Genomic DNA, 26,146 nt, shown 5'->3' on the forward strand with positions numbered 1-26,146 from the left:
TCGCACGTGGCTCACCATTCGAGCGTTCCGACGTACCGGACTGGTACCACGACATGGCATCGGAAGGATCACGCGAGCCGAGTACCTCCCACTGCTCGAGCTGCTGGTTCCCGGAGCCATCGCCGATGTCGGTCGTGCCGTGTGCGCGGGTGAGAACCGACCGGCACAGAGCTGGTAGCACACACCGGCCGCCCGCACTCCAAGAGCGGGCGGGCAATCCGCTGGGGCGCGTAGGAGGCGCGGCTCCGGTCAGGAAGGACATTCGTGAGCAACACCGAACTGTTGAGCAGCGAGGCCGCCAACGGCAGCTCTCCGGCTGGCCAGCAGGAATCCGAGGCCAACGGCACCCCGCGTCGCCGCGGTGGGCTCTCCGGCATGGTTCTTGCCGAGCTGCGCCAACTCGCGGGGGAACTGGGGATCGAGACAGGGGGCCTGCGCAAGGGCGACCTGATCGCCGCCATCAAGGAGAAGCAGGGCGCCGGGAGCGCGCCGCGTTCGCGTTCGCCGAAGAAGTCCGGCGGGGACGCCCCGGCGGAGAAGGCCAAGGCGCACCAGCCCGCGCTCGACGACTCGTCCGACAGCGACAACGCGCCGCGCGAGAACGAGTCCGGCAGCAACGGCAGCAGCGCGCCGAGCCGGAACCGCTCCCGCAGGCAGCAGCAGCCCGCCGACGGCACCGCCGGGGACGACGAGAACCGCCGCAACGGCGGCGGGGGCGGCGGCAACCGCCGGCGCCGGTCCTCCGGTCGCCCGTCCGGGCAGGCCGACTCCGGCTCGGACGACAACCAGGGCCAGCGCTCCGACCGCGGTGACCGCCAGTCCGGTGGCCGTCAGGACGGCAACCAGCAGCGGGACAACCAGCAGCGCGGCGGCGGCAACCGGGACGACGACGCCGACGACGACGGCGGGCGCCGCCGCGGACGGCGGTTCCGCGACCGCCGTCGCAACCGCGGCCGCGGGGAAGGCGGCGCCGAGCCCGAGGTCCGCGAGGACGACGTGCTGCTGCCGGTGGCCGGCATCCTCGACGTGCTGGAGAACTACGCCTTCGTGCGCACCTCCGGCTACCTCGCCGGGCCGAACGACGTCTACGTCTCGCTGTCCCTGGTCCGCAAGTACGGGCTGCGCCGCGGCGACGCGATCAAGGGCGTCATCCGGCAGCCCCGCGAAGGCGAGCAGCAGCGGCAGAAGTTCAACCCGCTGGTGCGGGTGGACTCCATCAACGGCCTGGAGCCGGACGCCGCCAAGGGCCGTTCCGAGTTCCACAAGCTGACCCCGCTCTACCCGAACGAGCGGCTGCGCCTGGAGACCGAGCCGAGCAACCTGACCGGCCGGATCATCGACCTGGTGATGCCCGTCGGCAAGGGGCAGCGCGCGCTGATCGTCTCGCCGCCCAAGGCGGGCAAGACCATGGTGCTGCAGGCGATCGCCAACGCCATCAGCACCAACAACCCCGAGTGCCACCTGATGGTCGTCCTCGCCGACGAGCGTCCGGAAGAGGTCACCGACATGCAGCGCTCGGTGAAGGGCGAGGTCATCGCCTCGACCTTCGACCGGCCGCCGTCGGACCACACGACCGTCGCCGAGCTGTCCATCGAACGGGCCAAGCGGCTCGTGGAGATGGGGCACGACGTGGTCGTGCTGCTGGACTCGATCACCCGGCTGGGCCGCGCCTACAACCTCGCGGCCCCGGCGTCCGGGCGCATCCTGTCCGGTGGTGTGGACTCGACCGCGCTGTACCCGCCGAAGCGGTTCCTCGGTGCCGCCCGCAACATCGAGAACGGCGGCTCGCTGACCATCTTCGCCACGGCGCTGGTGGAGACCGGTTCCACCATGGACACGGTCATCTTCGAGGAGTTCAAGGGCACCGGCAACGCCGAGCTCAAGCTCGACCGCAAGCTCGCCGACAAGCGGCTGTTCCCGGCGGTCGACGTCGACTCCTCCAGCACCCGCAAGGACGAGATCCTGCTCTCGCCCGACGAGCTGGCGGTGACCCACAAGCTGCGCCGGGTGCTCGCCGCGCTCGACGCGCAGCAGGCGCTGGAACTCCTGCAGGACCAGTTGCGCAAGGCGCGCACCAACATCGAGTTCCTGATGCAGGTCGCCAAGAACACCCCGGGCAAGGACGACGACTGACGTCCACCCGCCCGGACGCAGGGGCCCGCACCGCTCTCGGTGCGGGCCCCTCCGCTTTGGGGGCGGGTGACAGCAGGGGAACTTTCCTCCCATGGGTGACAGGAAGGTTCCCCTGCTGTCATGGGTGGGAGGAAGGTTCCCCTGCTGTCATCGGTGGGAGGAAAGTTCCCCTGCTGCCATCACCGGCAGGGAGCGTTCCCGGTGCTGGCGAGCAGGCGGCACAGCAGCACCAGGGCGACCGCGCCGAAGCCGAGCGCCGCGGCGGAGGGAAGGTGGAGCCCGTCCACCGCCACCGCGCAGACGACCAGCGCCAGCGGGTAGGTGAAGCGCAGCGCGTAGCGCTGCCACCGTCCTCGCCAGTCGACGTGGCCGTCGGCGAGCAGCATCAGCCCGGCGGCGGCGCCGAACAGCAGCGGGGCGGACAGCACGGTCTCGTGCCCGATCACGGGGTGCCCCAGCAGCACGTCCAGCGCCGCGGCGATGCCGGCGGCGCTGGTGAGGAAGAGCACGGGCAGCAGCGCCCACGACCGGATCGTGAGCCGCCCCATGACCGAGCACAGCAGCACGCGCCGAGGATGCTCGATCCTGTTCCGGGGGCGCATCCGGGAAGCGGTCCGCAGCGGTGGAAGGCGGGTATTCTGCGCCGAGCGGCTCGGCGGCTGCTGCGTTCAGGGGGTACCGGAATACCGCGGCTCCACCCTGCGTTGCAGGTCAACAGCCGTCGTCTGGCAGAATCACAGGTTGGTTCCGGCTCCGGTTCACCTCGCGGTGAGGGCCGTGAGGACCCGGCGGCCACGAGGAGAGGACAACCCTTGAAGAGCGAGATCCACCCGCAGTACGTGGAGACCCAGGTGAACTGCGGTTGCGGGAACAGCTTCACCACCCGCAGCACCCGCAAGTCGGGCCAGATCACCGTCGAGGTCTGCTCCAACTGCCACCCGTTCTACACGGGCAAGCAGAAGATCCTGGACACCGGCGGCCGCGTCGCCCGCTTCGAGGCGCGCTACGGCAAGCGGCAGAAGTCGGCCAAGTAGCCAGCTCGACGGCGCTCGTCCCACCCGAGGTGGGGCGGGCGCCGTCGTTGCGTTCAGCCGCCGTCCGCACAGAAGGGTCGTCAGTGGAGACATCGAAGCTCGAAACCTTGCTCACCGAGTACGCGGAGCTGGAGCAGCGTCTCGCCGACCCGGCCGTGCACGCCGACCAGGGCACGGCTCGCAAGCTCGGCCGCCGCTACGCGGAGCTGGCGCCGATCGTGCGGACCGCCCGCGAACTCGACGTGAGCCGTTCGGACCTCACCACCGCCCGGGAACTGGCCGCTGAGGACTCGGCGTTCGCGGAGGAGGCCGACCGCCTCGCCGCGGCGATCCCGGAACTGGAGACCAAGCTCACCGAACTGCTCCTGCCGCGCGACCCGCACGACGGTTCCGACGTGCTCCTGGAGGTCAAGTCCGGGGAAGGCGGGGAGGAGTCCGCGTTGTTCGCCGGCGACCTCCTCCGGATGTACCTGAGGTTCGCCGAGCGGCAGGGATGGCGCGCGGACGTCCTCGACGCCACCGAATCCGACCTCGGCGGCTACAAGGACGCCACGGTGGCGATCAAGGGCAAGTCGGGGGAGACGACCCCGGACGGCGTCTGGTCGAAGATGAAGTACGAGGGCGGGGTGCACCGGGTGCAGCGGGTGCCGGTCACCGAATCGCAGGGCCGGGTGCACACGTCCGCGGCGGGTGTCCTGGTCTACCCCGAGCCGGAGGACGTCGAGGTGGAAGTCGACGAGAAGGACCTCCGGATCGACGTCTACCGGTCGTCGGGTCCCGGCGGGCAGAGCGTGAACACCACCGACTCGGCGGTGCGCATCACCCACCTGCCGACCGGCATCGTGGTGTCCTGCCAGAACGAGAAGTCGCAGCTCCAGAACAAGCAGCGGGCCATCCAGGTGCTCACCGCGCGGTTGCAGGCCCTCGCCGAGGAGGAGGCCGAACGGGAGGCCGCGGAGACCCGCCGCAGCCAGGTCCGCACCGTCGACCGCTCCGAGCGGGTGCGCACCTACAACTTCCCGGAGAACCGGATCTCCGACCACCGCGTCAACTACAAGGCCTACAACCTCGACCACGTCCTCGACGGCGACCTCGACGCGGTGCTGGGCGCCCTCGTCGCCGCCGACCGCGCCCAGCGGCTGTCGGCTACCGCCTGAGCCCCCGCTCTAAGCTTGCGCACGTGACCCGTCAACCACTGCGCCTGGCCATCCTCGAGGCGGAACGCGCGCTCGCTGCCGCCGGGGTGGACAGCCCGCGCACCGACGCGGAGCTGCTCGCGGCGCACCTGCTCGGCGTCGAACGCACCAAGCTCATGATGGTGCCGCTGGTGGACCCGCCGATGGTCGACGCGCTGCGGGACCTGGTGCATCGCCGCGCCGCCCGGGTGCCGCTGCAGCACCTCACCGGCCAGGCGGCGCTGGCCGGGGTCTCCCTCGAAGTGGGCCCCGGGGTCTTCATCCCGCGGCCGGAGACCGAACTGCTGCTCGCCTGGGGGCTCGGTCTGCTCGACAGCGTGGCGCGGCCCACCGTCGTCGACCTGTGCACCGGTTCGGGGGCGCTCGGCCTGGCGGCCGCGCACAGCAGACCGGACGCCACCGTGCACGTCGTCGAGAAGGACCCGGCGGCGCTGGCGTGGGCACGGCGCAACGCCCAGCGCTGTTCGGAAGCCGGGGACACCGCCGTCACCCTGCACGCCGGTGATGTCGCCGACCCGGCGCTGCTCGCCGACCTCGAGGGCCGCGTCGACCTCGTGCTCTGCAACCCGCCGTACGTCCCGGAGGGGTCTCCGGTGCCGCCGGAGGTGCGTCATCACGACCCGCACGCCGCCGTCTTCGGCGGCCGCGACGGGCTCGACGTGGTGCGGCACGTCGTGACCTGCGCCGCCCGGCTGCTGCGCCCCGGGGGCGGCGTCGCGATCGAGCACGACGACACCCACGGCGGCTCGGTGCCCGCGCTGCTCACGGCCCGCCGGGTGCTCACCGACGTGCAGGAGCATCCCGACCTCGCCGGGCGCCCCCGCTTCGCCACGGCCCGCCGAGCGGCTCCGCCGATGTGAGCAGGGGAACCTTCCTGTCATGGGTGGCAGCAGGGGAACCTTCCTGTCACCGGTGCGAGGAAGGTTCCCCTGCTGCCACGTTCAGGACCGGGCGTTGACGAACTCGCGCAGCGCCGCGTTGAACTCGTTCGGCCGCTCCCGGTTGGGCCAATGCCCGGCGCCACCGATGACCCGCAGCGACGCGTCCGGGATGGCGCCGGCGGTGTCCTGCCCCGCGGCGGCGGGCACCAGCGCGTCCGAATCGCCCTGGATGACCATCGTCGGGCACCGCACCTGGTCGAGCAGGGGCAGGTGGTTGATCCGCATCGAACGGCTGCCGATGGTGTCGTGATGCCAGTCCGCGAAGATCGACCCGCGGTCGCGGGCTTCGGTCCGCACCTCGTCGATGATCTGTGCCAGGTCTCTGACCTGCGACGGGTCGCTGAACATCACCGACTTCAAGACCCGTCGCACGAGTCCTTGACTCATCCCCAGCAGCTTGGCCGCCAGCGGCCCGGCGAAACGCGAGCGCAGCGCGAGGTAGGCGAGCAGGTGCCGGTTGAGCCGGTGCTGCACACCCATCGGGTCGACCAGGACGAGCCCGCGCACCCGCTGCGGGTTGCGCAGGGTGAAACCGGTGGCGACGCTCGCACCCATCGACAGCCCGACCAGCGCCGCGTCCGGGACCTGCCACGCGTCCAGCAGCCAGCGCAGGACCTCTTCGAAGGTGCGCTGGTTCGCGCGCCCGTGCCACGGGATGCTGCCGCCCTGCCCGGGGAGGTCAGGTGCGTACACCTGGTGGTCGACCGCGAGCACCGGAATGGCGTGGCGCCAGCTCAGCAGCGCGTTGTCCGGGCCGCCGCCGTGGAGGAGGACGATCGCGGGCCCGGATAGTCCCGCGCGGTAATACCGGATCTTCCCGGCGGGGAAGTCGATGTGGTCGACCTCGACACCCTCGGGTGGGGCGGTCATCGTCGTCTCCTCGTGCTCTCTCGAGTGGTCGATGTGCGCGGTGCGGCACGTCACGGGTACCCGGGGGGCAGACGTCCGAGGCGGCCCGGGCGTTGCGGTCGGCGATGGTGACGTGCGCAACCTGTCCCGGAAGTGAACAACGCGCTTCGAATCGTGCCCGAGCCGGGCCCCGCATCGGGCGAACTCCTCGGCGGCCGCTACCCGCACCACCCGAACGAGGTGTATCCGCGCGTGCCAGTATCGAGGCGTGAGCACTGTCTACGACTGCAGTCGTCCCGAAAGCCGCGCGTCCGGCCTGTCCGCCGCGGCGAACACGGTCCGCGCGGGTGGGCTCGTGGTGCTGCCCACCGACACGGTCTACGGCATCGGTGCGGACGCCTTCGACTCCAACGCCGTGGCCGCACTGCTGGCGGCCAAGGGCCGTGGACGGGACATGCCGGTGCCGGTACTGGTCGGCTCCTGGTCCACGCTGGAAGGCCTGGTGATGTCCGTGCCGCGGTCGGCGCGGGCGCTGATCGAGGCGTTCTGGCCGGGTGGGCTGTCCATCGTGCTGCCGCAGGCGCCGTCGCTGTCCTGGGACCTCGGCAACACCCGCGGAACGGTGAACCTGCGGATGCCGCTGCACCCGGTCGCGCTGGAGCTGCTGCGGGAGGTCGGGCCGATGGCCGTCTCCAGCGCCAACCGCAGCGGTCTGCCCGCGGCCGCCACCGCGGGCGAGGCCGAGGAGCAGCTCGGTGATTCGGTCTCGATCTACCTCGACGCGGGACCCTCCGGGGAACCGGTCGCGTCCACGATCGTCGATCTCACCCAGGGGCAGCCGCGCGTGCTGCGCGAGGGTGCCGTGCCGCTCGCCGAGCTGTCCGAAGTGCTCGGCGTGGAGGTCGAGCCCGCATCCTGAGCCGGGTGCGTGACAGCAGGGGAACCTTCCTCCCACCGGTGACAGGAAGGTTCCCCTCCTGCCACCCAACCCAGCACGGGACGGTTCGTCGGGATCGGGCGCGGGCGGTGACAGGAAAGTTCCCCTGTTGCCACCTGTGACAGGAAGGTTCCCCTGCTGCCACCCACCCCGGGGCGTGCACGGCGAACCAACCGGGGGACCAGCTGTGGGGTGACAGGAAGGTTCCCCTGCTCGCAGCCCGCTCACCGGGAGCGTCGGCGAGGACGGCGGACCGGTGGCGACCGCCCATCGGCGGGCCGATAGCGTTACTCCCCGGATGCGCCGAGTGGACAGCGGTGAGGAGCGCCGAGTGTGAACATTCCGTTCTGGGGGCCGGACAGCGATCTGCCGCTCGCCGCAGAACGACGAGGGTGAGCCACCGGCATGGACAATTTCCCTGGTTGGGTCTCCGTCGGTCTCCCCGCGCGGGAGTACCTGCTGGTCCTGCTCACCGCCGCGGCGGTCACGTTCCTGCTGACCGGGTTGGTCCGGTTGGTGGCGATCCGGTTGGGCGCGGTGGCGTACCCGCGGCAGCGCGATGTGCACGTCAAGCCGATCCCCCGGATGGGCGGCGTGGCGATGTATGGCGGGGTGCTGGCGGCCATGTTCCTGGCGAGCAACCTGCCCGCGTTGTCGCGCGGGTTCGACTACTCGCGGGACGCGGTGGCGGTGGTGCTCGCCGGTGCGCTGATCGTGCTGGTCGGCGCCTTGGACGACCGGTTCGAGCTGGATTCGCTGACCAAGCTCGCGGGGCAGGTGACGGCGGCGGGCATCCTGGTGCTGTTCGGCGTGCAGTGGTTCATGCTGTGGGTGCCGTGGGGCGGGACCGAGGACCAGCTCGGCCAGTACCTCGCGCTGGGCACGAACCAGGGCCAGCTGCTGACCGTGCTGCTCATCGTGGCGATGGTCAACGCGATGAACTTCGTGGACGGGCTGGACGGGTTGGCGTCCGGGATCGGCTTGGTCGCGGCGAGCGCCACCTGCGTGTTCTGCCTGGGCCTGCTGGACCGGCAGGACGGTGACGTCAACGCCTACCCGCCGGCGCTGATCGCGGCGACCATCGCGGGTGCGTGCCTGGGCTTCCTGCCGCACAACTTCCAGCCCGCGAAGATCTTCATGGGCGATTCGGGTTCGATGCTGATCGGCTTGATGCTGGCCACCGCGAGCACGACCGCGTCGGGGAAGATGGACTACCTGGCGCAGAACCCGACCGACACGATCGCCCTGCTGTCCCCGCTGCTGGTGGTGGCCGCGGTGCTGTTCGTGCCGCTGCTGGACCTGATCATGGCGGTGGTGCGCCGCACCCGCGCGGGCAAGAGCCCGTTCCACGCGGACAAGATGCACCTGCACCACCGGCTGCTGGAGATCGGCCACTCGCAGCGCCGCGCGGTGCTGCTGATCTACCTGTGGGCAGCGGTGATCGCCTTCGGCGCGGTGTCGTTGACGCTGTTCAACGCGGTGCTGGTCGCGTGGGTCGTCGGACTGGGTGTCGTCGTGGCCGCTATCATCTCGGTGATTCCCCGGATGCGGACCCGAGCCGATCGAGAGAGCAGATGAGCGACGACACGGACAGGCCTGCCCGCGAGCCGTCGGAGGACGCCGACGCGCCGCGGGTGAACCCGCACGCGCAGACGGTCCGCACGCTGTCGGACGCGATGCTGCGCACGGCCGCGCTGCCGGTCGGCGGCACCGTCCTGATCGCCGCCGCGATCGGCTTCGCCGTGGCCGGAGTGCCGGGGATCGCCGCGGCGGTGACCGCGGGGGTGGTGACCACCGGGGCATCGCTGTTCACGATGGGTCTGATGCGGGTGACCGCGCCGATGGCCCCGTCGATGGCGATGGGCGCGGTGCTCGGCGGGTTCCTCGTCAAGATGTTCGTGCTGTTGCTCACCATGTCGGTGCTGAGCGGGGTGGATGCGGTGCACTCCGGGACGCTGGCCGTCACGTTCGGCGTGATGGTGCTCGTCTGGGCGGCGGCCCAGTTGATCGCGTTCCGCCGGACCCGGACCCCGACCGTCATCCCCGACTCCTGACCTCGGTGTCCTCCGTGCTCCGCGCCCCGGAACCCGTGCGGGACGGCGGATTACCCGCTGGTACCTTGTCCCGGGAGGACGACCACCTCACCGCGTGGGCGGACTTGCGAGGCTCCCCGTGTCCGTGACCAGATCCCCGGAGAGGCCCCTCCGCAACCCGATCAGGTATCAGGTACGTTAAGTGCAAATCGTGACGATTCCCCCGATCGAGCGACCTCGGTCGGGAGAACCGGAAGGAGCCCAGTTGGGCACGCTGGTGATGGCCGAGGGCGGGCAGTTCGTACCGCCAGGTGCCGATAGTTTTGTCCTCCCGCCGATCGTAGGCGGAATCACCAAGCCGATGGTGCTGGTCGCGATTTCGGCCGTGCTGATCGCCGCGTACTTCGTGGTCTCCACCCGCAACCTCAAGGTGGTGCCCACCAAGAACCAGTTCGCGGCGGAGTTCCTCTACGGCTTCAGCCGGGACTCGATCGCCCGCGACCAGATCGGCGCCAAGGACTTCCGCCCGTTCGTCCCGCTGATCTTCGCCCTGTTCACCTTCGTGCTGGTGAACAACATCTTCGGCATCGTGCCGTTCCTCCAGTTCCCCACGATGTCCAAGATCGGTTTCCCGGTCGCGCTGATGCTCGTGGTCTACGTGGTGTTCCACGGAGCGGGATTCAGGCGGCACGGGTTCCTCGGCTACTTCAAGCACGTCATGTTCCCGCCGGGCGTGCCGAAGGGCATCTACGTCATCCTGGCGCCCATCGAGTTCCTGCAGAAGTTCGTCGCTCAGCCGCTGGCGCTGGCGATCCGAGTCTTCGCAGCGATGTTCGCCGGCCACCTCATGCTGCTCGTGTTCATCCTCGGCGGTGAATACCTGCTCCTCGAGGCGAGCGCGGGGTTCAAGCCCGTCTCGATCGTCGCCTTCGCCTTCGCCATTGCCTTGACCTTCGTCGAGGCCTTGATCCAGGTGCTCCAGGCATACATCTTCGCGCTGCTGACCGCCAACTTCATCGGTGCGGCGCTGTCCGAGGGCCACTGAGAGAAGACCAAGACCTCCGATCCGCAAGTTCTGCGGACCGAGTTGAAAGGTAGTGAAAGTGAGCAACATCGTTCTTGCGCAGGCCGCCGAAGCCGTGAACCTCAACCCGGGTCTGGCCGCGATCGGGTACGGCCTGAGCGCCATCGGTGCCGCCATCGGTGTCGGCATGATCTGGGCCGCCGTCATCAACGGCACCGCCCGGCAGCCGGAGGCCGAGGGTCAGCTCCGCGGCATCGCCTACATCTCCTTCGTGCTGGTCGAGGTGCTGGCGCTGCTCGGCCTGGTCCTGTACTTCATCGCCTCCACTGCCTGAGTCAGACTCCACGCTTAGGGAGACGTTGTGGTGAAGACGCAGATTCTGGCGGCGGCAGGTGAGCACAACCCGATCCTGCCGGCGACGTCGGAGATCATTGTCGGCCTGATCGCCTTCCTCCTGCTGCTGTTCGTGCTCTGGAAGTACGCCGTCCCTCGCTTCGAGAAGGTGTACGCCGAGCGCAGCGAGCGGATCGAGGGGGGCATCGCCAAGGCCGAGGCGGCCCAGGCCGAGGCGCAGCGGACGCTGGAGCAGTACAAGTCCCAGCTCGCCGAAGCCCGTGCCGAAGCCGCCCGGATCCGCGACGACGCACGCGCCGAAGGCCAGCAGATCCTCGAGGAGATGCGCACCCAGGCCCAGGCGGAGTCGGAGCGGATCGTCAACCAGGGCCAGTCCCAGCTCGCGGCGCAGCGCGCCCAGATCGTGGCGGAGCTGCGCGCCGACCTCGGTCGGCACGCGGTCGAGCTGGCCGGTCGCGTGGTCGGGGAATCCCTGGAGGACGAGGCCCGCCGGCGCGGGACCGTCGACCGGTTCCTCGACGAGCTGGAGACCGCTTCGGCCCCGGCTTCGGGATCGGCCCAAGCCTGATCAAGTGAAAGGCGCTGAGAGTTGAGCACCCTCGTGAACGCCGCGAGCCGTGAGGCGCTGGCAGCCACCGAGCTGCAGTTGCTGCAGGCCACCGACGGGGCCCAGGCCGCGGAGATCACCGGGCTCGCCGACGAGCTGTTCGGCGTCGCCGCTCTGCTGGGCCGTGAGTCCACGCTGCGGCGGGCGCTGGCCGATGCCTCCACCGACCCGCGGTCCAGGGAAGACCTGGCCCGCGGGCTGTTGGCGGACAAGCTCGGCGCCCGGGCGCTGCCGGTGGTCGTCGAAGCCGTCCGGTCCCGCTGGTCGGGGCCCGGCGACCTGGTCTCCGGGCTGGAGCGGATGGCCCGCACCGCGCTGCTGGTGCAGGCCGAGCGCGCCGACCGCCTCGACGACGTCGAGGACGAGCTGTTCCGGCTCGGCCGGATCATCGGCGGTCAGGTCGACCTGGAACGGCTGCTGTCGGACCCCGCGGGCGCCGTGGAGGGCAAGAAGGCCGTCGTGGACCAGCTCCTCGACGGCAAGGTCGAGCCGGTCACCCTGAGCCTGGTGGAGCAGCTCGTCACCCGCCCGCGCGGTCGTCGGGTCAGCGAAGGCCTGGAGGAGCTGGCCGCCCTGTCGGCCAAGCGCCGGGAACGTTCGGTCGCGCACATCCGCTCGGCCGTGCCGCTCACCGACGAGCAGCAGGACCGGCTGTCGCGGACCCTGCAGCGGATCTACGCGCGTCCGATCGCCCTGCACCTCGAGATCGATCCCGAGGTGGTCGGTGGACTCCTGATCCGGGTCGGTGACGAGGTCATCGACGGCAGCGTCGCGGGACGCCTGCAGTCCCTCCGGCGCGAGCTCGCCGACTGACGGCCCCTGGCTGGGCGGCGGCAACACGAACCCCCTTCCACGAACGAACCGAGAGCAGGACTGAGACATGGCGGAGCTGACGATCTCGTCGGACGAGATCCGCAGTGCGATCGAGAAGTACGTCTCCAGCTACTCCCCGGAGGTCAGCCGCGAGGAGGTCGGGGTCGTCACCGATACCGGTGACGGCATCGCCCATGTCGAGGGTCTGCCTTCGGTGATGACCGAGGAGCTGCTGGAGTTCCCGGGCGGCATCTACGGCGTCGCGATGAACCTGGAGTCCCAGGAGATCGGTGCCGTCGTCCTCGGCGAGACCGAGAAGATCGAGGAGGGCCAGGAGGTCAAGCGGACCGGCAAGGTGATGTCGGTCCCGGTCGGCGACGGCTTCCTCGGTCGTGTGGTCAACCCGCTGGGCGAGCCGATCGACGGTCTCGGCGAGGTCAGCGCCGAGGCCGAGCGCCCGCTGGAGCTGCAGGCCGCGACGGTCGTGCAGCGCCAGGGCGTGAGCGAGCCGATGCAGACCGGCATCAAGGCCATCGACTCGATGACCCCCATCGGTCGCGGCCAGCGCCAGCTGATCATCGGTGACCGCAAGACCGGCAAGACCACGGTCGCGGTCGACACGATCCTGAACCAGAAGGGCAACTGGGAGAGCGGCGACCCGGAGAAGCAGGTCCGCTGCATCTACGTCGCGATCGGCCAGAAGGGCTCCACGATCGCCGGCGTGAAGCGGTCGCTGGAAGACGCCGGTGCGATGGACTACACCACCATCGTCGCCGCCCCCGCGTCGGACTCGCCCGGTCTGAAGTGGCTGGCCCCCTACGCCGGCTCGGCCCTGGGCCAGCACTGGATGTACCAGGGCAAGCACGTCCTCATCGTCTTCGACGACCTCACCAAGCAGGCCGAGGCCTACCGCGCGATCTCGCTGCTGCTGCGGCGTCCGCCGGGCCGCGAGGCCTACCCGGGCGACGTGTTCTACCTGCACTCGCGCCTGCTGGAGCGCTGCGCGAAGCTCTCGGACGAGATGGGCGCCGGGTCGATGACGGGTCTGCCGATCATCGAGACCAAGGCCAACGACGTGTCGGCCTACATCCCGACCAACGTCATCTCCATCACCGACGGGCAGTGCTTCCTGCAGTCGGACCTGTTCAACGCGGGTCAGCGCCCCGCCATCGACGTCGGCATCTCGGTGTCCCGAGTCGGCGGTTCGGCGCAGATCAAGGCGATGAAGTCGGTCACCGGCTCGCTGCGGCTGGACCTCGCGCAGTACCGCGAGCTGGAGGCCTTCTCCGCGTTCGCCTCGGACCTCGACGCCGCCTCCAAGGCGCAGCTCGACCGCGGTGCCCGCCTGATGCAGGTCCTCAAGCAGGGCCAGGGGCAGCCGCTGCCGGTCGAGGAGGAGGTCGTGTCGCTCTACATCGCGACCAAGGGCCACCTCGACTCGGTGCCGGTGGGCGACGTGCCGCGCTTCGAGCAGGAGTTCCTGGCGCACATGCGGCGCACCCACGAGACCGCGCTCAAGGACATCGTCGAGACGGGCAAGCTGTCCGAGGACGGCGCGAACACCCTGGTCTCCGCGGTCGAGGAGTTCAAGAAGCAGTTCACCGCCTCCGGCGCCTCCGCTCCTCTGAACGAGCCGGACGCCGAGGCGATGGAATCCGACGCGGTGGAGCAGGAGACCGTCAAGGTCAACCGCCCCGCCCCGAAGAAGTGACCGGGTAGACCATGGCTCAACTTCGGGAACTCCGGAATCGCATCCGGTCGATCTCGTCGACCCGGAAGATCACCAAGGCGCAGGAGCTCATCGCGACCTCGCGCATCACGAAGGCGACGGCCAGGGTCGAGGCGGCGCGTCCGTACGCGGACGAGATCACCAACGTGCTCACCGCCCTGGCCGACCAGAGCACGCTGGACCACCCGCTGCTGACCGAGCGCTCCAACCCCAAGCGGGCCGGGGTGCTGGTGGTCACCAGCGACCGCGGGTTCTGCGGCGGCTACAACGCCAACGTGATCCGCGCGGCCGAAGAGCTGCAGTCGATGCTGCGCGAGCAGGGCAAGACCCCGGTGCTGTACGTGATCGGCCGCAAGGGCGAGTCGTACTACCGCTTCCGGGAGCGGCCGATCGAGGCGAGCTGGTCCGGATTCAGCGACTCGCCCGGCTACGGCGACGCCGCCGACGTCGGGGAGCACCTGGTCAAGGCGTTCCTGGCGGGCGCCGACGACTACCTCGACGACGGTGGCCCGGACGGTACGCTGGGGGTGGACGAGCTGCACATGGTCCACACCGAGTTCGTCTCGATGCTCACGCAGGCCCCGGTGGTCCGGCGGATCGCCCCGATGGAGGTCGAGTACGACTCGGGGACGACGCTCAAGTCGGGGTACGACTTCGAACCCGATGTCGAGACCCTGTTCGCCGCGCTGCTGCCCAAGTACATCAAGACCCGGTTGTTCGCGGGCCTGCTGGACGCGGCGGCCTCCGAGCACGCCGCGCGCCGGACGGCGATGAAGTCGGCCACCGACAACGCCGACGAGCTGGTGCGCACGCTCAGCCGCGAGGCCAACCAGGCACGCCAGGCCCAGATCACCCAGGAAATCAGCGAGATCGTCGGTGGAGTCGAGGCGCTCTCGTCAGCAGGAAGTGAGTGACATGACCGCTACTGCCACCAGCACCGCGACGGGCACGGGGCGCGTCGTTCGCGTCCTCGGCCCGGTCGTGGACGTCGAGTTCCCGCGCGACCAGGTGCCGGACCTCAACAACGCCCTCACCGTGGACATCACCGCTGAGGACATGGCCAAGACCCTCACCCTGGAGGTCGCCCAGCACCTGGGTGACGCCGTGGTGCGGACCATTTCGATGCAGCCGACCCAGGGCCTGGTGCGCGGCGTGGCCGTCGCCGACACCGGCACCGGCATCTCCGTCCCGGTCGGCGACATCGTCAAGGGCCACGTGTTCAACGCGCTGGGCCACTGCCTCGACGAGCCGGGCTACGGCTCGGACGCCGAGAAGTGGGAGATCCACCGCAAGGCCCCGAGCTTCGACAAGCTCGAGGGCAAGACCGAGATGCTGGAGACCGGCATCAAGGTCATCGACCTGCTCACCCCGTACGTCCAGGGCGGCAAGATCGGCCTGTTCGGCGGTGCGGGTGTCGGCAAGACGGTGCTCATCCAGGAGATGATCCGCCGCGTCGCCAAGAACTTCGGCGGCACCTCGGTGTTCGCCGGCGTCGGCGAGCGCACCCGCGAGGGCAACGACCTCTGGGTCGAGATGGCGGAGTCCGGCGTGCTCGCCGACACCGCCCTGGTGTTCGGCCAGATGGACGAGCCGCCGGGGACCCGCATGCGGGTCGCGCTGTCCGCGCTGACCATGGCGGAGTACTTCCGCGACGTCCAGAACCAGGACGTGCTGCTGTTCATCGACAACATCTTCCGGTTCACCCAGGCGGGCCAGGAGGTGTCCACCCTGCTGGGCCGGATGCCCTCCGCCGTGGGTTACCAGCCGACGCTGGCCGACGAGATGGGTGAGCTGCAGGAGCGGATCACCTCGACCCGGGGCCGCTCGATCACCTCGATGCAGGCGATCTACGTCCCCGCGGACGACTACACCGACCCGGCGCCCGCCACGACGTTCGCCCACCTGGACGCCACCACCGAGCTCGCCCGGTCCATCTCGCAGAAGGGCATCTACCCGGCGGTGGACCCGCTGACCTCCAGCTCCACCATCCTCGACCCGGCGATCGTCGGCGACGAGCACTACCGGGTGGCCCAGGAGGTCAAGCGGATCCTGCAGAAGTACAAGGAGCTGCAGGACATCATCGCCATCCTCGGCATGGACGAGCTGTCCGAAGAGGACAAGGTGACGGTGCAGCGGGCGCGTCGCATCGAGCGCTACCTGTCGCAGAACTTCTTCGTGGCCAAGCAGTTCACCGGCCAGGAGGGCTCCTTCGTCTCGCTGAAGGAGACCATCGAGGCCTTCGACAAGCTCTGCCGCGGCGACTTCGACCACTACCCGGAGCAGGCGTTCCTGTCCATCGGTGGTCTGGAGGACCTGGAGCAGGCCTACAAGAAGCTCACCGAGAGCTGAGCTCACCGGTCCCCGCCGCGCTTCGGTGCGGCGGGGACCGCGCATCGGGGTCGGGGCCGCAGGGGCCCCGACCTTCGTGCACCGGGCCGACGCCGTCCGCGGCCGGGCCCGGCCAGTCACGATCGCCCGGCAGGCATTGGCTAGACTGCGGGCAGACACCCGACAAAGGAGACGCGCGTGGCCAACATGTCCGTCCAACTGGTCGCCGTCGAGCGCCGCCTGTGGTCCGGGGAGGCGACTTCGGTGGTCGCGCAGACCACCGAAGGCGAGATCGGCATCCTGTCCGGGCACGAACCCGTCCTGGGTCAGCTCGTCGAGGGCGGCGTCGTCCGGATCACCACGCCCGAGAAGGAGACCGTCACCGCGGCGGTCCACGGCGGATTCCTGTCGGTCACCGGCGACGGCGTGAGCGTGCTCGCCGAGGAGGCCGAGCTCTCCACCGAGATCGACATCAGCCAGGCCAAGGCCGACGTCGAGAGCGAGGACGAGCAGGAACGGGCACGAGCGCGGACGCGGTTGCGGGCAGCGGGCCAGTCGGCCTGACGGGGCACCCCGATGGGCTCCCTGGTCGTGTGGTCCGCGGTGATCGGGCTGGCGCTGCTGTTCGGCGCGGCGCTGGTCGTCACCACGCTGGCGTGGCGACGCCTGCGCGAACTGCGCGTCGGGGGGATCGACGTCGCCCTCCGCGACACCAGGGACGACCGGGGCCGGGGCTGGCACCTCGGCGTCGCGCACTACCGTGGCGAGGAGTTCGCCTGGTACCGCGTGCTGAGCCTGCGATCGGGCCCCAACTGGGTGGTCAACCGGCGCGAGGTCGAGATCGTCCAGCGCCGCGAGCCCTCCGTGGCCGAGAGCTACGCGATGCCGCCCGGCGCGACCGTCCTCGACCTCACCGGGCGGTCCTCCGAGCTGGAGCTCGCGATGGGCGCGGACGCCCTCACCGGGTTCCTGTCCTGGCTCGAGTCCGCCCCGCCCGGGCGATCCGTGCCCTGGGCGTCCTGATACCGGCCGCACACCACGAGCGGGGTCTGCCGACCCCGCTTTTTTCTTGCCCGGATGGCAGCAGGGTCGCTTTTCTGTCACTGGTGACAGCAGGGCCGCTTTCCTGTCACCGATGGCCACGAGGATGCTCTTGTGCCACTGGCGGAGCAGCGGAACCTTCCTGCCACTCATGACAGCAGGGGAACTTTCCTCTCACCCGTGACAGGAAGGTTCCCCTGCTCGCATCCGCCGTCAGCCGGGCAGCAGTGGGTGGGCGTGGGTGACGACGGCGAGCGAACCGGAGACGGCGACTCCGGCGATGAGGGCCACGGCGGACAAGCACAGGCCCGTGATGGCCAGCCCTCGCGAGCTGTCCGGTCGGGTGCGCAGGCCACCGAGGGCGATGACGCCGAAGATGCTGCCGACCACGCCGAGGACCACGGCCAGCACCGAGGTGACGATGAGGAAGCAGCAGAACAGCCCGATGACCCCGAGCACGACCGCCGTGACGGCAGCCCCGTTGGAAGGCCGCTGCTCGGATTCGGGTGCGCCGTCCGGGCGAGGTTCGTCCGGGTAGGCCGACATGGTCCCCTCCTCGACGTCGGGGTGCCGCTGACTGTCGCACGCTGAGCTGCGGTGCGCAGCCCGGACGCTTCCTGGTGGATCGGGCGGGGAAGAGCCACCGGTACACTCCGCGAGGTGTTCATCACGCCCGTCGACTACGACCACGAGGACGCCCAGCACCTGATCGACGAGGTGCAGCAGGAGTACGTCACCCGCTACGGCACTCGCGATGTCACGGTGGTCGACGCCGACGACTTCCGCCCGCCGAACGGGCTCTTCCTCCTCGGGTACCTCGAAGGTCGACCGGTCGCCTCCGGATGCTGGCGCACGGCGGACCCGTCCGATCCCGCGCTGCAGGACGGCGACGTCGAGATCAAGCGGATGTACGTCGTACCCGAGGCGCGCGGTCGCGGGGCGGCGCGCGCGATGCTGGCCGAGATCGAACGCACCGCCGCGCTGGCCGGCGGCAAGCGATGCGTGCTGGAGACCGGGACCCAGCAGCCGGAAGCCATCTCGCTGTACCGGTCGTGCGGGTACGAGCGCATCGACGGGTTCGGCCCGTACCACGACGATCCGCTCAGCCGGTGCTTCGCCAAGGAGATCTAGCGGGGCCCGCCCGCACGCGGGCCCCGGACCCGGGTCAGGCGTTGCCGCCCGGCTTCCACAGCACGTCGCCGTCCGGGTTGGCGACCCTCGCCAGGATGAACAGCAGGTCGGACAGCCGGTTGAGGTACTTCGCGGGCAGTTCAGCCGTGTGCTCGTCGTCCGCGGCGAGCAGCGCCCAGGCCGAGCGCTCGGCGCGGCGGGCGACGCAGCGGGCCTGGTGCAGCAGTGCGCCAGCCGGGGTGCCCCCGGGGAGGATGAACGAGTCGAGCTTGCCGAGCCGCTCGTTGAACCGGTCGCACCAGCCTTCGAGGCGGTCGACGTAGCCCTGGTCGATCCGCAGCGGCGGGTACTTCGGTGCCTCCGCGAGCGGGGTGGACAGGTCCGCGCCCACGTCGAACAGGTCGTTCTGCACCGCCCGCAGGACCTCGACCACCTCCTGCTCCAGCTCGGCGGTGGCCAGGGCGACACCGATCACCGAGTTCGTCTCGTCCACGTCGGCGTAGGCGATCAGGCGTGGGTCGGTCTTGTGCACCGTGGAGTTGTCGGACAGGCGGGTCGTGCCGCCATCACCGGCCCGCGTGTAGATCTTCGTCAGGTGGACTGCCATGCCCGACACCTTATGCGGCCCGGCGCACCCGGGTGCGGTGTGAGCAGGGGAACCTTCCTGTCACAGGTGGGAGGAAAGTTCCCTGCTCGCAGCCCTCGCGACGTGGTGCCGGTCGCGCTCGGCGACGGTGGTCCGCCGCCTCCCGTTCCGAGTCAGCGCGGCTGTGCGCAGGTGTTTCGTCCTGCACTGCTCGGGCGGGTCGGTCCGCGGCGTGGTGGGTGGCAGCAGGGGAACCTTCCTGTCACAGGTGGGAGGAAAGTTCCCCTGCTGCCACTTCGGCCCGGGACGGCGCCGGTGGTGCGGGCGGGCCCGGCCCGACGGAGACGGAGCTCAGCCCGTACGCTCGGTGCTCGTGAGTGAGCACTTCCGGGTACACGGTGGCGCGCGACTGGTCGGTGAAGTCGACGTGGTCGGCGCGAAGAACAGCGTGCTGAAGCTGATGGCGGCGGCACTGCTGGCCGAGGGCACGACGACGATCACCAACTGCCCGGAGATCCTGGACGTCCCGCTGATGGCCGAGGTGCTCCGCAGCCTCGGCTGCGAGGTGTCCATCGACGGGACCACGGTGTTCATCACGACCCCGGCCGAGATCAGCCACGAAGCCATTTCGCCGTCGATGGGCAAGCTGCGGGCGTCGGTGTGCGTGCTCGGTCCGCTGGTGGCCCGCTGCCGCCGTGCGGTGGTGACCCTGCCGGGTGGCGACGCGATCGGCTCGCGCCCGCTGGACATGCACCAGAACGGCCTCCGGCAGCTCGGTGCGACCAGTCACATCGAGCACGGTGCGGTGGTCGCGAGCGCGGAGAACCTCAAGGGCGCGCAGATCTGGCTGGACTTCCCGAGCGTGGGCGCGACCGAGAACATCTTGATGGCCGCCGTGCTCGCCGAAGGCACCACGATGATCGACAACGCCGCGCGGGAGCCCGAGATCGTCGACCTGTGCGTGATGCTGCAGCAGATGGGTGCCCAGATCGAGGGCGCGGGCACCTCGACGCTCACGGTGCACGGCGTGCCTGCGCTCAACGCGGTCGAACACCGGGTCATCGGCGACCGCATCGTGGGCGCGACCTGGGCGTTCGCCGCTGCGGCGACGCGGGGGGACCTCTCGGTGCGCGGCGTGGACCCGAGCCACGTGAACCTGGTCCTGGAGAAGCTGCGCAGCGCCGGTGCCGAGGTGGCCGTCGACGACAACGGTTTCCGGGTCGACATGGGGCGTCGGCCGACCGCGGTGGATTACGTGACGCTGCCCTACCCGGGTTTCCCGACGGACCTGCAGCCGATGGCGTTGGCCCTGTCGGCGGTGGCCGACGGCACTTCCATGATCACCGAGAACCTCTTCGAGTCGCGCTTCCGCTTCATCGAGGAACTGGTCCGGATGGGAGCCGACGCTCGCACGGACGGCCACCACGCCGTGGTGCGCGGGCTCGACCGGCTCTCCAGCGCCCCGGTGTGGGCCACCGACATCCGCGCGGGGGTCGGGTTGGTGCTGGCCGGGCTGTGCGCCGACGGCGTCACCGAGGTCTGGGACGTCTTCCACATCGACCGCGGCTATCCGAACTTCGTCGAGAACATGCGCGACCTCGGTGCCGAGATCGAACGCGTCGTCGACTGACCTCAGGGCTGCTGCTCGTGCAGCCGGAGCAGCAGGTACGCGGCGATCGATTGCGCGTCGGTGACCGCGCCGGTGCGGATCATCCGCTCGAACTCGTCCCGGTCGAACCAGGCCGCCCGCATGTCCTGCTCCTCGGCTTCGCGCTCGTGCTCACCCGCGGTGAGCCCGGTCGCCAGGAAGGCGCGTCCGCGCTGGCTGGTGAGTCCGGGCGCCACGTCGAGGGTGCCGAGATCGGTGAAGCGCTCAGCGCGCAACCCGGTCTCCTCGCGCAGCTCGCGCGCGGCGAGTTCGGCCACGGGCACGTCGGCGCGGTCCGGTGCCGTTCCCTGCGGGAACTCCCAGCGGCGCAGCCCGAGCGGGTACCGGAACTGCTCGACCAGGTGGAGCCGCCCGGCCTCGAACGGGATGACGAGGGCGTAGTCCGGCTTGTCCACCACGCCGTAGACGCCCGGTGACCCGTCGGCGCGCCGGACCTGGTCTTCGCGCACGGTCATCCAGGGGTTCTCGTACACCTCGCGGGTGCTCGTCTGCTCCATGCGGCCATCGTGCCGGACGCATGAGCCGCCGCACGGGTGGGAGGAAGGTTCCCCTGTTGCCATGGGTGACAGGAAGGTTCCCCTGCTGTCGCGGGTGACAGGAAGGTTCCCCTGCTGTCATGGGTGACAGGAAGGTTCCCCTGCTGCCATGGATGACAGGAAGGTTCCCCTGCTGCCATCCCCGGCAGGCGCTCGCCGGGGGGATGGTGCGGGCCCGGAGATCGGCGTCCGTACCCTGTGCCGGGTGCGACTCGTCATTGCCCGCTGCCAGGTCGACTACATTGGGCGGCTCACCGCGCACCTGCCGATGGCGCAGCGCCTGCTGCTGGTGAAGTCCGACGGCTCGGTGTCGGTGCACTCGGACGACCGGGCTTACAAGCCGCTGAACTGGATGAGCCCGCCGTGCTGGCTGATCGAGGACCCGGGCGTGTGGACGGTGCAGAACAAGGCCGGCGAGAAGCTGGTGATCAGCCTGGACGAGGTGCTGCACGATTCCCGGCACGAGCTCGGCGCGGAGCCCGGCCTGGTCAAGGACGGAGTGGAGGCGCACCTGCAGGAGCTGCTGGCCGAGCACGTGACGACGCTCGGCGACGGCTGGTCGCTGGTGCGGCGGGAGTACCCGACGGCGATCGGCCCGGTGGACCTGATGTGCCGGGATTCCTCGGGCGCGAGCGTGGCGGTGGAGATCAAGCGGCGCGGCGAGATCGACGGGGTCGAGCAGTTGACCCGCTACCTGGAGCTGCTCAACCGCGATCCGCTGCTGGCCCCGGTGACGGGCATCTTCGCCGCGCAGCAGATCAAGCCGCAGGCCCGGACGCTGGCCGAGGACCGCGGCATCCGTTGCGTGGTCCTGGACTACGAGAAGCTGCGCGGGATCGAGCCCGACGAGTACCGGCTGTTCTGAGCCCGCGGATCCGAGTCCCCCGCGGGCGTCGAGGCGGGAGCCTCCTCAGGTCACCAGCCGCCGCCCGGGGCGTCGGGTGCGCAGTCGCCGGGCGAGGGCCTCGGCGGCGCGGTGCAGGAATCGGTCGGGTTGGGAGCCGCCTCTGGGCGGCGGTTCGTTGAGCCCGTGGCTGATGGCGAGATCGATTCGTGCATTCACGGCTCGGCCCCCAGTCGTCGCGCGTGTACGCCTGATCATGTTACCGGCGGGTTTTCCCACGTCGACGCCTTGAGCGCGCATACCACTCGCATGGACCCGCGCACTGCTCCGACCGCGCGCGCCGGGAGGGTCGTCGAGCTCGCCGGGTGACGGCGCTCCGGCGCCACCCGGCGAAGCGGGCCAACCCGACCTACTGTCCGATCCAACGAATTGATATCGGCTCGAGGTGGGCGGTTCTTCTGTGCGGTACTGTCCGTCTGCTGTCGCAAGAGTGGTGATTCACGTTTGACTTTGTTGGTTCTGGAGGTGGGGTAGCAGTGGATGTGCTAGCCCAGGAGCAGTTGAGGCTCGACGCGGGTGTCGTCGACTACGTGCTGCTGGCGATCTACTTCGCGTTCGTCCTCGGGATCGGCTTCCTGGCCCGCCGTTCGGTCTCCACCAGCCTGGACTTCTTCCTCTCCGGCCGTTCGCTGCCGGCGTGGGTGACAGGTCTGGCGTTCATCGCGGCGAACCTCGGGGCCATCGAGATCATCGGCATGTCGGCCAATGGCGCCGAGTACGGCATGCCGACCATGCACTACTTCTGGATCGGCGCGGTCCCGGCGATGCTGTTCCTCGGCGTCGTGATGATGCCGTTCTACTACGGCTCGAAGGTCCGCAGCGTTCCGGAATTCATGCTGCGCCGCTTCGGCAAGCCCGCCCACCTGGTCAACGGCATCAGCTTCGCGCTCGCCCAGGTCCTCATCGCGGGCGTGAACCTCTACTTGCTCGGCAGCATCGTCAACGTGCTCCTGGGCTGGGAGCTGTGGCTGTCGGTGCTGGTCGCGGCGCTGATCGTGCTGTCCTACATCACGCTCGGCGGGCTGTCTGCGGCGATCTACAACGAGGTGCTGCAGTTCTTCGTGATCGTGGCGGCGCTGCTGCCGCTGACCCTGGTCGGGTTGCACGAGGTCGGCGGGATCTCCGGCCTGGTCGACAGGGTCTCGGCCAGCCCCGGCGGGGCGGAGCAGCTCAGCGCCTGGCCGGGCACCGAGCTGACCGGGTTCACCAACAACATCCTCAGCGTGGTCGGGATCGTCTTCGGTCTGGGCTTCGTGCTGTCCTTCGGCTACTGGACCACCAACTTCGTCGAGGTCCAGCGCGCGATGGCGTCCAAGAGCATGTCGGCCGCCCAGCGCACCCCGATCATCGGCGCCTTCCCGAAGCTCCTGATCCCGTTCATCGTGATCATCCCGGGCATGATCGCCGCCGTCGTGGTGCAGGACCTCGCGGTGTTCAAGCAGACCGGCGAGGGTGCCGTCGACTACAACGACGCGCTGCTGCTGCTGATGCGCGACCTGCTGCCCAACGGCATCCTGGGCGTCGCGCTGGCCGGTCTGCTCGCTTCGTTCATGGCGGGCATGGCGGCCAACCTGAGCTCGTTCAACACGGTGTTCACCTACGACATCTGGCAGTCCTACGTGGTCAAGGACCGGCCGGACGACTACTACCTGAAGATGGGCCGCTGGGTGACCGTCGGCGCCACCTTCGGCGCGGTGGGCACCGCGTTCATCGCGGCGGGCTACGAGAACCTGATGGACTACCTCCAGCAGTTGTTCTCGTTCTTCAACGCGCCGTTGTTCGCCACGTTCATCCTCGGCATGTTCTGGAAGCGGATGACGCCCACGGCGGGCTGGGTGGGCCTGGTGCTCGGCACCGTGTCCGCGGTCGCGGTGTTCGCGCTGGCCGAGACCGGCGTGCTGAACCTGCCCGGTCAAGGCGCCAGCTTCGTCGGTGCCGGGGTGGCCTTCGTGGTGGACATCGTGGTCAGCGTGGTCGTCAGCTTCGCGACCCGGCCCAAGCCGGTGACCGAGCTGACCGGTCTGGTGTACTCGTTGACGCCGAAGGCGTCCCGCACCGCGTCGACCACCGGCGAGGACGCCGGCTGGTACCGCAAGCCGGGACTGCTGGCCGGGATCGCACTGCTGATCACCATCCTGCTCAACATCATCTTCGGATGACGCCAGGAGGCATCCCATGACCGCTGAAACCCGCCGTTCGGGACACCGCGCGGGCGCCTTCGACGTCCGCTCGGTCATCGCCCTGCTGTTCGCCATCTACGGGGTGGTCCTGACCATCGTCGGCCTGGTGCAGTCGCCCGCGGCGACCGAGAAGGCCGCGGGCATCAACATCAACCTGTGGTCCGGCATCGGCATGATCGTGTTCGCGCTGATCTTCGTGGTGTGGACGAAGTTGCGGCCGATCGTCGTGCCCGACGAACCGGAGGAGTCCGACCCGGCGCAGCACTGATCGGAGCTCTCGACCGGCGCCCCCGCTGAAACCGGCGGGGGCGCCGTCGTGCGTTCGCACCGCGGGCGCTGAACGGCGGGGAACGCGACGGGGTTCCGGAGGTTGCGCGGTTCCGTAAGCTTCGCGATGACAACGAACGATGTAAAGGTGGGAGGCCGGCCATGACCCAGACCGCCCGACGCGACGTCGACCCGTCCACCGGGGAGGCCGCGCCCCCCGCCTTCGAATCCCTCGATCCGCGCACCGGTGAGGTCGTCGGCCGCCACCCGATCCACGACGAGGCCGACGTCGCGGCGGTCGTGCGCGAGGCCCGCCAGGCGCAGACCGCGTGGGCCGAGCTCGGGTTCGCCGCCCGCAAGCAGCACCTCGACGCCTGGCGCCGGATGCTCGCCCGGCGCCTCGACGAGATCGCCGGGCTGGTGTGCGCCGAGACCGGCAAACCGCTCGACGACGCCAAGCTCGAACTCGTCCTCGTCATCGACCACCTGCACTGGGCCGCGGCCAACGCCGAGAAGGTGCTCAAGCGGCGCAAGGTCCCCGCCGGGTTCCTGATGGCCAACCAGGCCGCCACCGTCGAATACCTGCCGCTCGGCGTCGTCGGAGTCATCGGGCCGTGGAACTACCCGGTGTTCACCCCGATGGGTTCCCTCGCGTACGCCTTGGCCGCGGGCAACGCCGTGGTGTTCAAGCCCAGCGAGCTCACCCCCGGTGTCGGCGCCTGGCTGGCCCGCAGCTTCGCCGAAGCGGTGCCCGACCACCCGGTGCTGCACGTCGTCACCGGGTACGGCGAGACCGGCGCCGCGCTGTGCACCTCCGGCGTCGACAAGGTCGCCTTCACCGGGTCCACCGCCACCGGCAAGCGGGTGATGGCCTCCTGCGCCCAGAGCCTCACCCCGGTGCTCGTCGAGTGCGGGGGCAAGGACGCGCTCATCGTCGACGTCGACGCCGACCTCCCCGCCGCGGCCGAGGCCGCCGTGTGGGGCGCCATGTCCAACGCCGGGCAGACCTGCATCGGCGTCGAACGCGTCTACGTCGTCGACGCCGTCGCCGACCGGTTCCTCGAGCTCGTCACCGAGCGGGCCCGCAAGCTCCGGCCCGGCGGCGAACCCAACGCCCACCTCGGGCCCATCACGATGGCCTCGCAGGTCGACGTGATCCGCGGGCACATCGACGACGCGCTGCGCGGCGGTGGGCGGGCCGTGGTCGGCGGTGAGCACTCCGTGCGTCCGCCGTTCGTGGAACCCGTCGTGCTCACCGACGTCGCCGCCGACTCCGAAGCCATCACCGAGGAGACCTTCGGCCCGACGATCGTCGTGCAGCGGGTCCGCGACGCCGACGAAGGCGTGGCGCAGGCCAACAGCTCCCGCTACGGGCTCGGCGGCACGGTGTTCTCCCGGTCGCGCGGGCTCGAGCTGGCGCGCAGGCTGCGCTCCGGGATGGTCTCGGTCAACTCGGTGATCTCCTTCGCGGCCGTGCCCGCGCTGCCCTTCGGCGGGGTCGGCGACTCCGGGTTCGGACGCATCCACGGCGCGGACGGGCTGCGCGAGTTCACCCGCTCCCAGGCCGTCACCCGCACCCGGTTCGCGATGCCGCTGAACCCGATGAGCTTCGGCCGGTCCAAGGGCACCGTGCGGCGGCTCGTGCGCCTGGTCCGGTTGATGCGGGGGCGTTGAGGGGCAGGTGGCAGCAGGGGAACCTTCCTGTCACGGATGGCAGCAGGGGAACCTTCCTGTCATCTCCGGTAGGTGGGAGCCCGGTCCGGCGTCGGTGGCAGCAGGGGAACTTTCCTCTCACCGGTGACAGGAAGGTTCCCCTGCTGCCACCCCGTGCGGATGCGAGGAGGGCAACCTTGC

The 26,146-nt window shown here is 69.9% G+C and carries 27 protein-coding genes; 22 read left to right on the plus strand and 5 right to left on the minus strand.

Features of this window, described 5'->3' with window-relative positions; all coding sequences use genetic code 11:
- Positions 1-264: 264 nt before the first annotated feature.
- A complete protein-coding gene (rho, locus tag ABD976_RS25765) occupies positions 265-2,133 on the plus strand; it encodes a transcription termination factor Rho (RefSeq protein ID WP_345367635.1) in 1,869 nt (622 codons plus the stop codon).
- A 179-nt stretch (positions 2,134-2,312) separates the two neighbouring features.
- Here the strand turns inward: rho and ABD976_RS25770 are convergent, their stop codons facing one another.
- Positions 2,313-2,699 (minus strand): hypothetical protein, encoded by a 387-nt coding sequence (locus tag ABD976_RS25770; RefSeq protein ID WP_345367637.1) that lies wholly within the window; start codon positions 2,697-2,699, stop codon positions 2,313-2,315.
- 246 nt (positions 2,700-2,945) lie between these two features.
- On the opposite strand from ABD976_RS25770, the gene rpmE reads away from it, so the two are divergent.
- The 3 genes from rpmE to prmC all read left to right on the plus strand — a co-directional run bounded on the left by rpmE (position 2,946) and on the right by prmC (position 5,223).
- A complete protein-coding gene (gene rpmE, locus ABD976_RS25775) occupies positions 2,946-3,167 on the plus strand; it encodes a 50S ribosomal protein L31 (protein WP_345367639.1) in 222 nt (73 codons plus the stop codon).
- A gap of 83 nt (positions 3,168-3,250) precedes the next feature.
- Entirely contained in the window at positions 3,251-4,324 is a 1,074-nt protein-coding gene (gene prfA, locus ABD976_RS25780; protein WP_345367641.1) for a peptide chain release factor 1, read from the plus strand.
- Between the two features lie 23 nt (positions 4,325-4,347).
- The gene (prmC, locus tag ABD976_RS25785; RefSeq protein WP_345367643.1) at positions 4,348-5,223 is read left to right on the plus strand and encodes a peptide chain release factor N(5)-glutamine methyltransferase; all 876 of its coding nucleotides are present in this window, start codon (positions 4,348-4,350) and stop codon (positions 5,221-5,223) included.
- An 81-nt stretch (positions 5,224-5,304) separates the two neighbouring features.
- Here prmC and ABD976_RS25790 read toward each other — a convergent pair whose 3' ends face one another.
- A complete protein-coding gene (locus ABD976_RS25790) occupies positions 5,305-6,174 on the minus strand; it encodes an alpha/beta fold hydrolase (protein WP_345367645.1) in 870 nt (289 codons plus the stop codon).
- 247 nt (positions 6,175-6,421) lie between these two features.
- On the opposite strand from ABD976_RS25790, the gene ABD976_RS25795 reads away from it, so the two are divergent.
- From ABD976_RS25795 to ABD976_RS25850, 12 genes are all read left to right on the plus strand, one after another.
- Positions 6,422-7,072 (plus strand): L-threonylcarbamoyladenylate synthase, encoded by a 651-nt coding sequence (locus ABD976_RS25795; protein ID WP_345367647.1) that lies wholly within the window; start codon positions 6,422-6,424, stop codon positions 7,070-7,072.
- Positions 7,073-7,495: 423 nt separating this feature from the next.
- Positions 7,496-8,668, plus strand: coding sequence for a glycosyltransferase family 4 protein (locus ABD976_RS25800; RefSeq protein ID WP_345367649.1), 1,173 nt, complete (start codon positions 7,496-7,498; stop codon positions 8,666-8,668).
- A complete protein-coding gene (locus tag ABD976_RS25805) occupies positions 8,665-9,144 on the plus strand; it encodes a Cg1360 family ATP-synthase-associated protein (protein WP_345367651.1) in 480 nt (159 codons plus the stop codon). Before ABD976_RS25800 ends, ABD976_RS25805 begins: the two co-directional genes overlap by 4 nt.
- 244 nt (positions 9,145-9,388) lie before the next feature.
- Positions 9,389-10,168, plus strand: coding sequence for a F0F1 ATP synthase subunit A (atpB, locus tag ABD976_RS25810; RefSeq protein WP_345367653.1), 780 nt, complete (start codon positions 9,389-9,391; stop codon positions 10,166-10,168).
- A 58-nt stretch (positions 10,169-10,226) separates the two neighbouring features.
- Positions 10,227-10,481: an ATP synthase subunit c family protein gene (locus ABD976_RS25815; protein ID WP_345367655.1), complete on the plus strand. Its 255-nt coding sequence runs from the start codon at positions 10,227-10,229 to the stop codon at positions 10,479-10,481.
- 30 nt (positions 10,482-10,511) lie between these two features.
- A complete protein-coding gene (locus ABD976_RS25820; protein ID WP_369774691.1) occupies positions 10,512-11,069 on the plus strand; it encodes a F0F1 ATP synthase subunit B in 558 nt (185 codons plus the stop codon).
- Positions 11,070-11,090: 21 nt separating this feature from the next.
- A complete protein-coding gene (locus ABD976_RS25825; protein ID WP_345367657.1) occupies positions 11,091-11,921 on the plus strand; it encodes a F0F1 ATP synthase subunit delta in 831 nt (276 codons plus the stop codon).
- A 67-nt stretch (positions 11,922-11,988) separates the two neighbouring features.
- The gene (atpA, locus tag ABD976_RS25830; RefSeq protein ID WP_345367659.1) at positions 11,989-13,632 is read left to right on the plus strand and encodes a F0F1 ATP synthase subunit alpha; all 1,644 of its coding nucleotides are present in this window, start codon (positions 11,989-11,991) and stop codon (positions 13,630-13,632) included.
- An 11-nt stretch (positions 13,633-13,643) separates the two neighbouring features.
- Positions 13,644-14,564 carry a F0F1 ATP synthase subunit gamma gene (locus ABD976_RS25835; RefSeq protein WP_345367661.1) on the plus strand — a complete coding sequence of 307 codons (921 nt, stop codon included), beginning with the start codon at positions 13,644-13,646 and terminating at the stop codon, positions 14,562-14,564.
- Between the two features lies 1 nt (position 14,565).
- The gene (atpD, locus tag ABD976_RS25840; RefSeq protein ID WP_345367663.1) at positions 14,566-15,999 is read left to right on the plus strand and encodes a F0F1 ATP synthase subunit beta; all 1,434 of its coding nucleotides are present in this window, start codon (positions 14,566-14,568) and stop codon (positions 15,997-15,999) included.
- A gap of 177 nt (positions 16,000-16,176) precedes the next feature.
- Complete coding sequence (locus tag ABD976_RS25845; RefSeq protein ID WP_345367665.1) at positions 16,177-16,542, plus strand: F0F1 ATP synthase subunit epsilon; 366 nt, start codon at positions 16,177-16,179, stop codon at positions 16,540-16,542.
- 12 nt (positions 16,543-16,554) lie between these two features.
- Positions 16,555-17,001: a DUF2550 domain-containing protein gene (locus ABD976_RS25850; protein WP_345367666.1), complete on the plus strand. Its 447-nt coding sequence runs from the start codon at positions 16,555-16,557 to the stop codon at positions 16,999-17,001.
- Positions 17,002-17,232: 231 nt separating this feature from the next.
- Here the strand turns inward: ABD976_RS25850 and ABD976_RS25855 are convergent, their stop codons facing one another.
- Positions 17,233-17,565, minus strand: coding sequence for a DUF4190 domain-containing protein (locus tag ABD976_RS25855; protein WP_345367667.1), 333 nt, complete (start codon positions 17,563-17,565; stop codon positions 17,233-17,235).
- 114 nt (positions 17,566-17,679) lie between these two features.
- Between ABD976_RS25855 and ABD976_RS25860 the strand changes: the two genes are divergently transcribed.
- Positions 17,680-18,150, plus strand: coding sequence for a GNAT family N-acetyltransferase (locus ABD976_RS25860; protein WP_345367668.1), 471 nt, complete (start codon positions 17,680-17,682; stop codon positions 18,148-18,150).
- A gap of 34 nt (positions 18,151-18,184) precedes the next feature.
- Here ABD976_RS25860 and ABD976_RS25865 read toward each other — a convergent pair whose 3' ends face one another.
- Positions 18,185-18,757 carry a cob(I)yrinic acid a,c-diamide adenosyltransferase gene (locus ABD976_RS25865; protein WP_345367670.1) on the minus strand — a complete coding sequence of 191 codons (573 nt, stop codon included), beginning with the start codon at positions 18,755-18,757 and terminating at the stop codon, positions 18,185-18,187.
- A 352-nt stretch (positions 18,758-19,109) separates the two neighbouring features.
- Between ABD976_RS25865 and murA the strand changes: the two genes are divergently transcribed.
- On the plus strand, positions 19,110-20,366 hold the full coding sequence (gene murA, locus ABD976_RS25870) for a UDP-N-acetylglucosamine 1-carboxyvinyltransferase (protein WP_345367672.1): 1,257 nt from the start codon (positions 19,110-19,112) through the stop codon (positions 20,364-20,366).
- Positions 20,367-20,368: 2 nt separating this feature from the next.
- Here the strand turns inward: murA and ABD976_RS25875 are convergent, their stop codons facing one another.
- Positions 20,369-20,902 (minus strand): NUDIX domain-containing protein, encoded by a 534-nt coding sequence (locus tag ABD976_RS25875; RefSeq protein WP_345367674.1) that lies wholly within the window; start codon positions 20,900-20,902, stop codon positions 20,369-20,371.
- A gap of 244 nt (positions 20,903-21,146) precedes the next feature.
- On the opposite strand from ABD976_RS25875, the gene nucS reads away from it, so the two are divergent.
- The 4 genes from nucS to ABD976_RS25895 all read left to right on the plus strand — a co-directional run bounded on the left by nucS (position 21,147) and on the right by ABD976_RS25895 (position 25,966).
- Complete coding sequence (nucS, locus tag ABD976_RS25880) at positions 21,147-21,806, plus strand: endonuclease NucS (RefSeq protein WP_345367676.1); 660 nt, start codon at positions 21,147-21,149, stop codon at positions 21,804-21,806.
- A 515-nt stretch (positions 21,807-22,321) separates the two neighbouring features.
- Positions 22,322-24,004 carry a sodium:solute symporter family protein gene (locus ABD976_RS25885; RefSeq protein WP_345367678.1) on the plus strand — a complete coding sequence of 561 codons (1,683 nt, stop codon included), beginning with the start codon at positions 22,322-22,324 and terminating at the stop codon, positions 24,002-24,004.
- Between the two features lie 16 nt (positions 24,005-24,020).
- Positions 24,021-24,293, plus strand: a complete 273-nt coding sequence (locus tag ABD976_RS25890; protein ID WP_345367679.1) for a hypothetical protein — start codon at positions 24,021-24,023, stop codon at positions 24,291-24,293.
- A gap of 161 nt (positions 24,294-24,454) precedes the next feature.
- Entirely contained in the window at positions 24,455-25,966 is a 1,512-nt protein-coding gene (locus ABD976_RS25895) for an aldehyde dehydrogenase family protein (RefSeq protein WP_345367680.1), read from the plus strand.
- Positions 25,967-26,146: the final 180 nt, after the last annotated feature.

The organism is Saccharopolyspora cebuensis (assembly GCF_039542665.1).
GTDB lineage: Bacteria > Actinomycetota > Actinomycetes > Mycobacteriales > Pseudonocardiaceae > Saccharopolyspora > Saccharopolyspora cebuensis.

Excerpts from the sequence above, each read along its gene's own strand:
- ABD976_RS25855 (WP_345367667.1), bottom strand. The coding sequence starts at position 17,565 with ATGTCGGCCTACCCGGACGAACCTCGCCCGGACGGCGCACCCGAATCC.
- ABD976_RS25805 (WP_345367651.1), top strand. The coding sequence starts at position 8,665 with ATGAGCGACGACACGGACAGGCCTGCCCGCGAGCCGTCGGAGGACGCC.
- atpA (WP_345367659.1), top strand. The coding sequence starts at position 11,989 with ATGGCGGAGCTGACGATCTCGTCGGACGAGATCCGCAGTGCGATCGAG.
- ABD976_RS25890 (WP_345367679.1), top strand. The coding sequence starts at position 24,021 with ATGACCGCTGAAACCCGCCGTTCGGGACACCGCGCGGGCGCCTTCGAC.
- ABD976_RS25835 (WP_345367661.1), top strand. The coding sequence starts at position 13,644 with ATGGCTCAACTTCGGGAACTCCGGAATCGCATCCGGTCGATCTCGTCG.
- ABD976_RS25895 (WP_345367680.1), top strand. The coding sequence starts at position 24,455 with ATGACCCAGACCGCCCGACGCGACGTCGACCCGTCCACCGGGGAGGCC.
- ABD976_RS25865 (WP_345367670.1), bottom strand. The coding sequence starts at position 18,757 with ATGGCAGTCCACCTGACGAAGATCTACACGCGGGCCGGTGATGGCGGC.
- ABD976_RS25790 (WP_345367645.1), bottom strand. The coding sequence starts at position 6,174 with ATGACCGCCCCACCCGAGGGTGTCGAGGTCGACCACATCGACTTCCCC.
- atpD (WP_345367663.1), top strand. The coding sequence starts at position 14,566 with ATGACCGCTACTGCCACCAGCACCGCGACGGGCACGGGGCGCGTCGTT.
- ABD976_RS25800 (WP_345367649.1), top strand. The coding sequence starts at position 7,496 with ATGGACAATTTCCCTGGTTGGGTCTCCGTCGGTCTCCCCGCGCGGGAG.
- ABD976_RS25875 (WP_345367674.1), bottom strand. The coding sequence starts at position 20,902 with ATGGAGCAGACGAGCACCCGCGAGGTGTACGAGAACCCCTGGATGACC.
- ABD976_RS25850 (WP_345367666.1), top strand. The coding sequence starts at position 16,555 with ATGGGCTCCCTGGTCGTGTGGTCCGCGGTGATCGGGCTGGCGCTGCTG.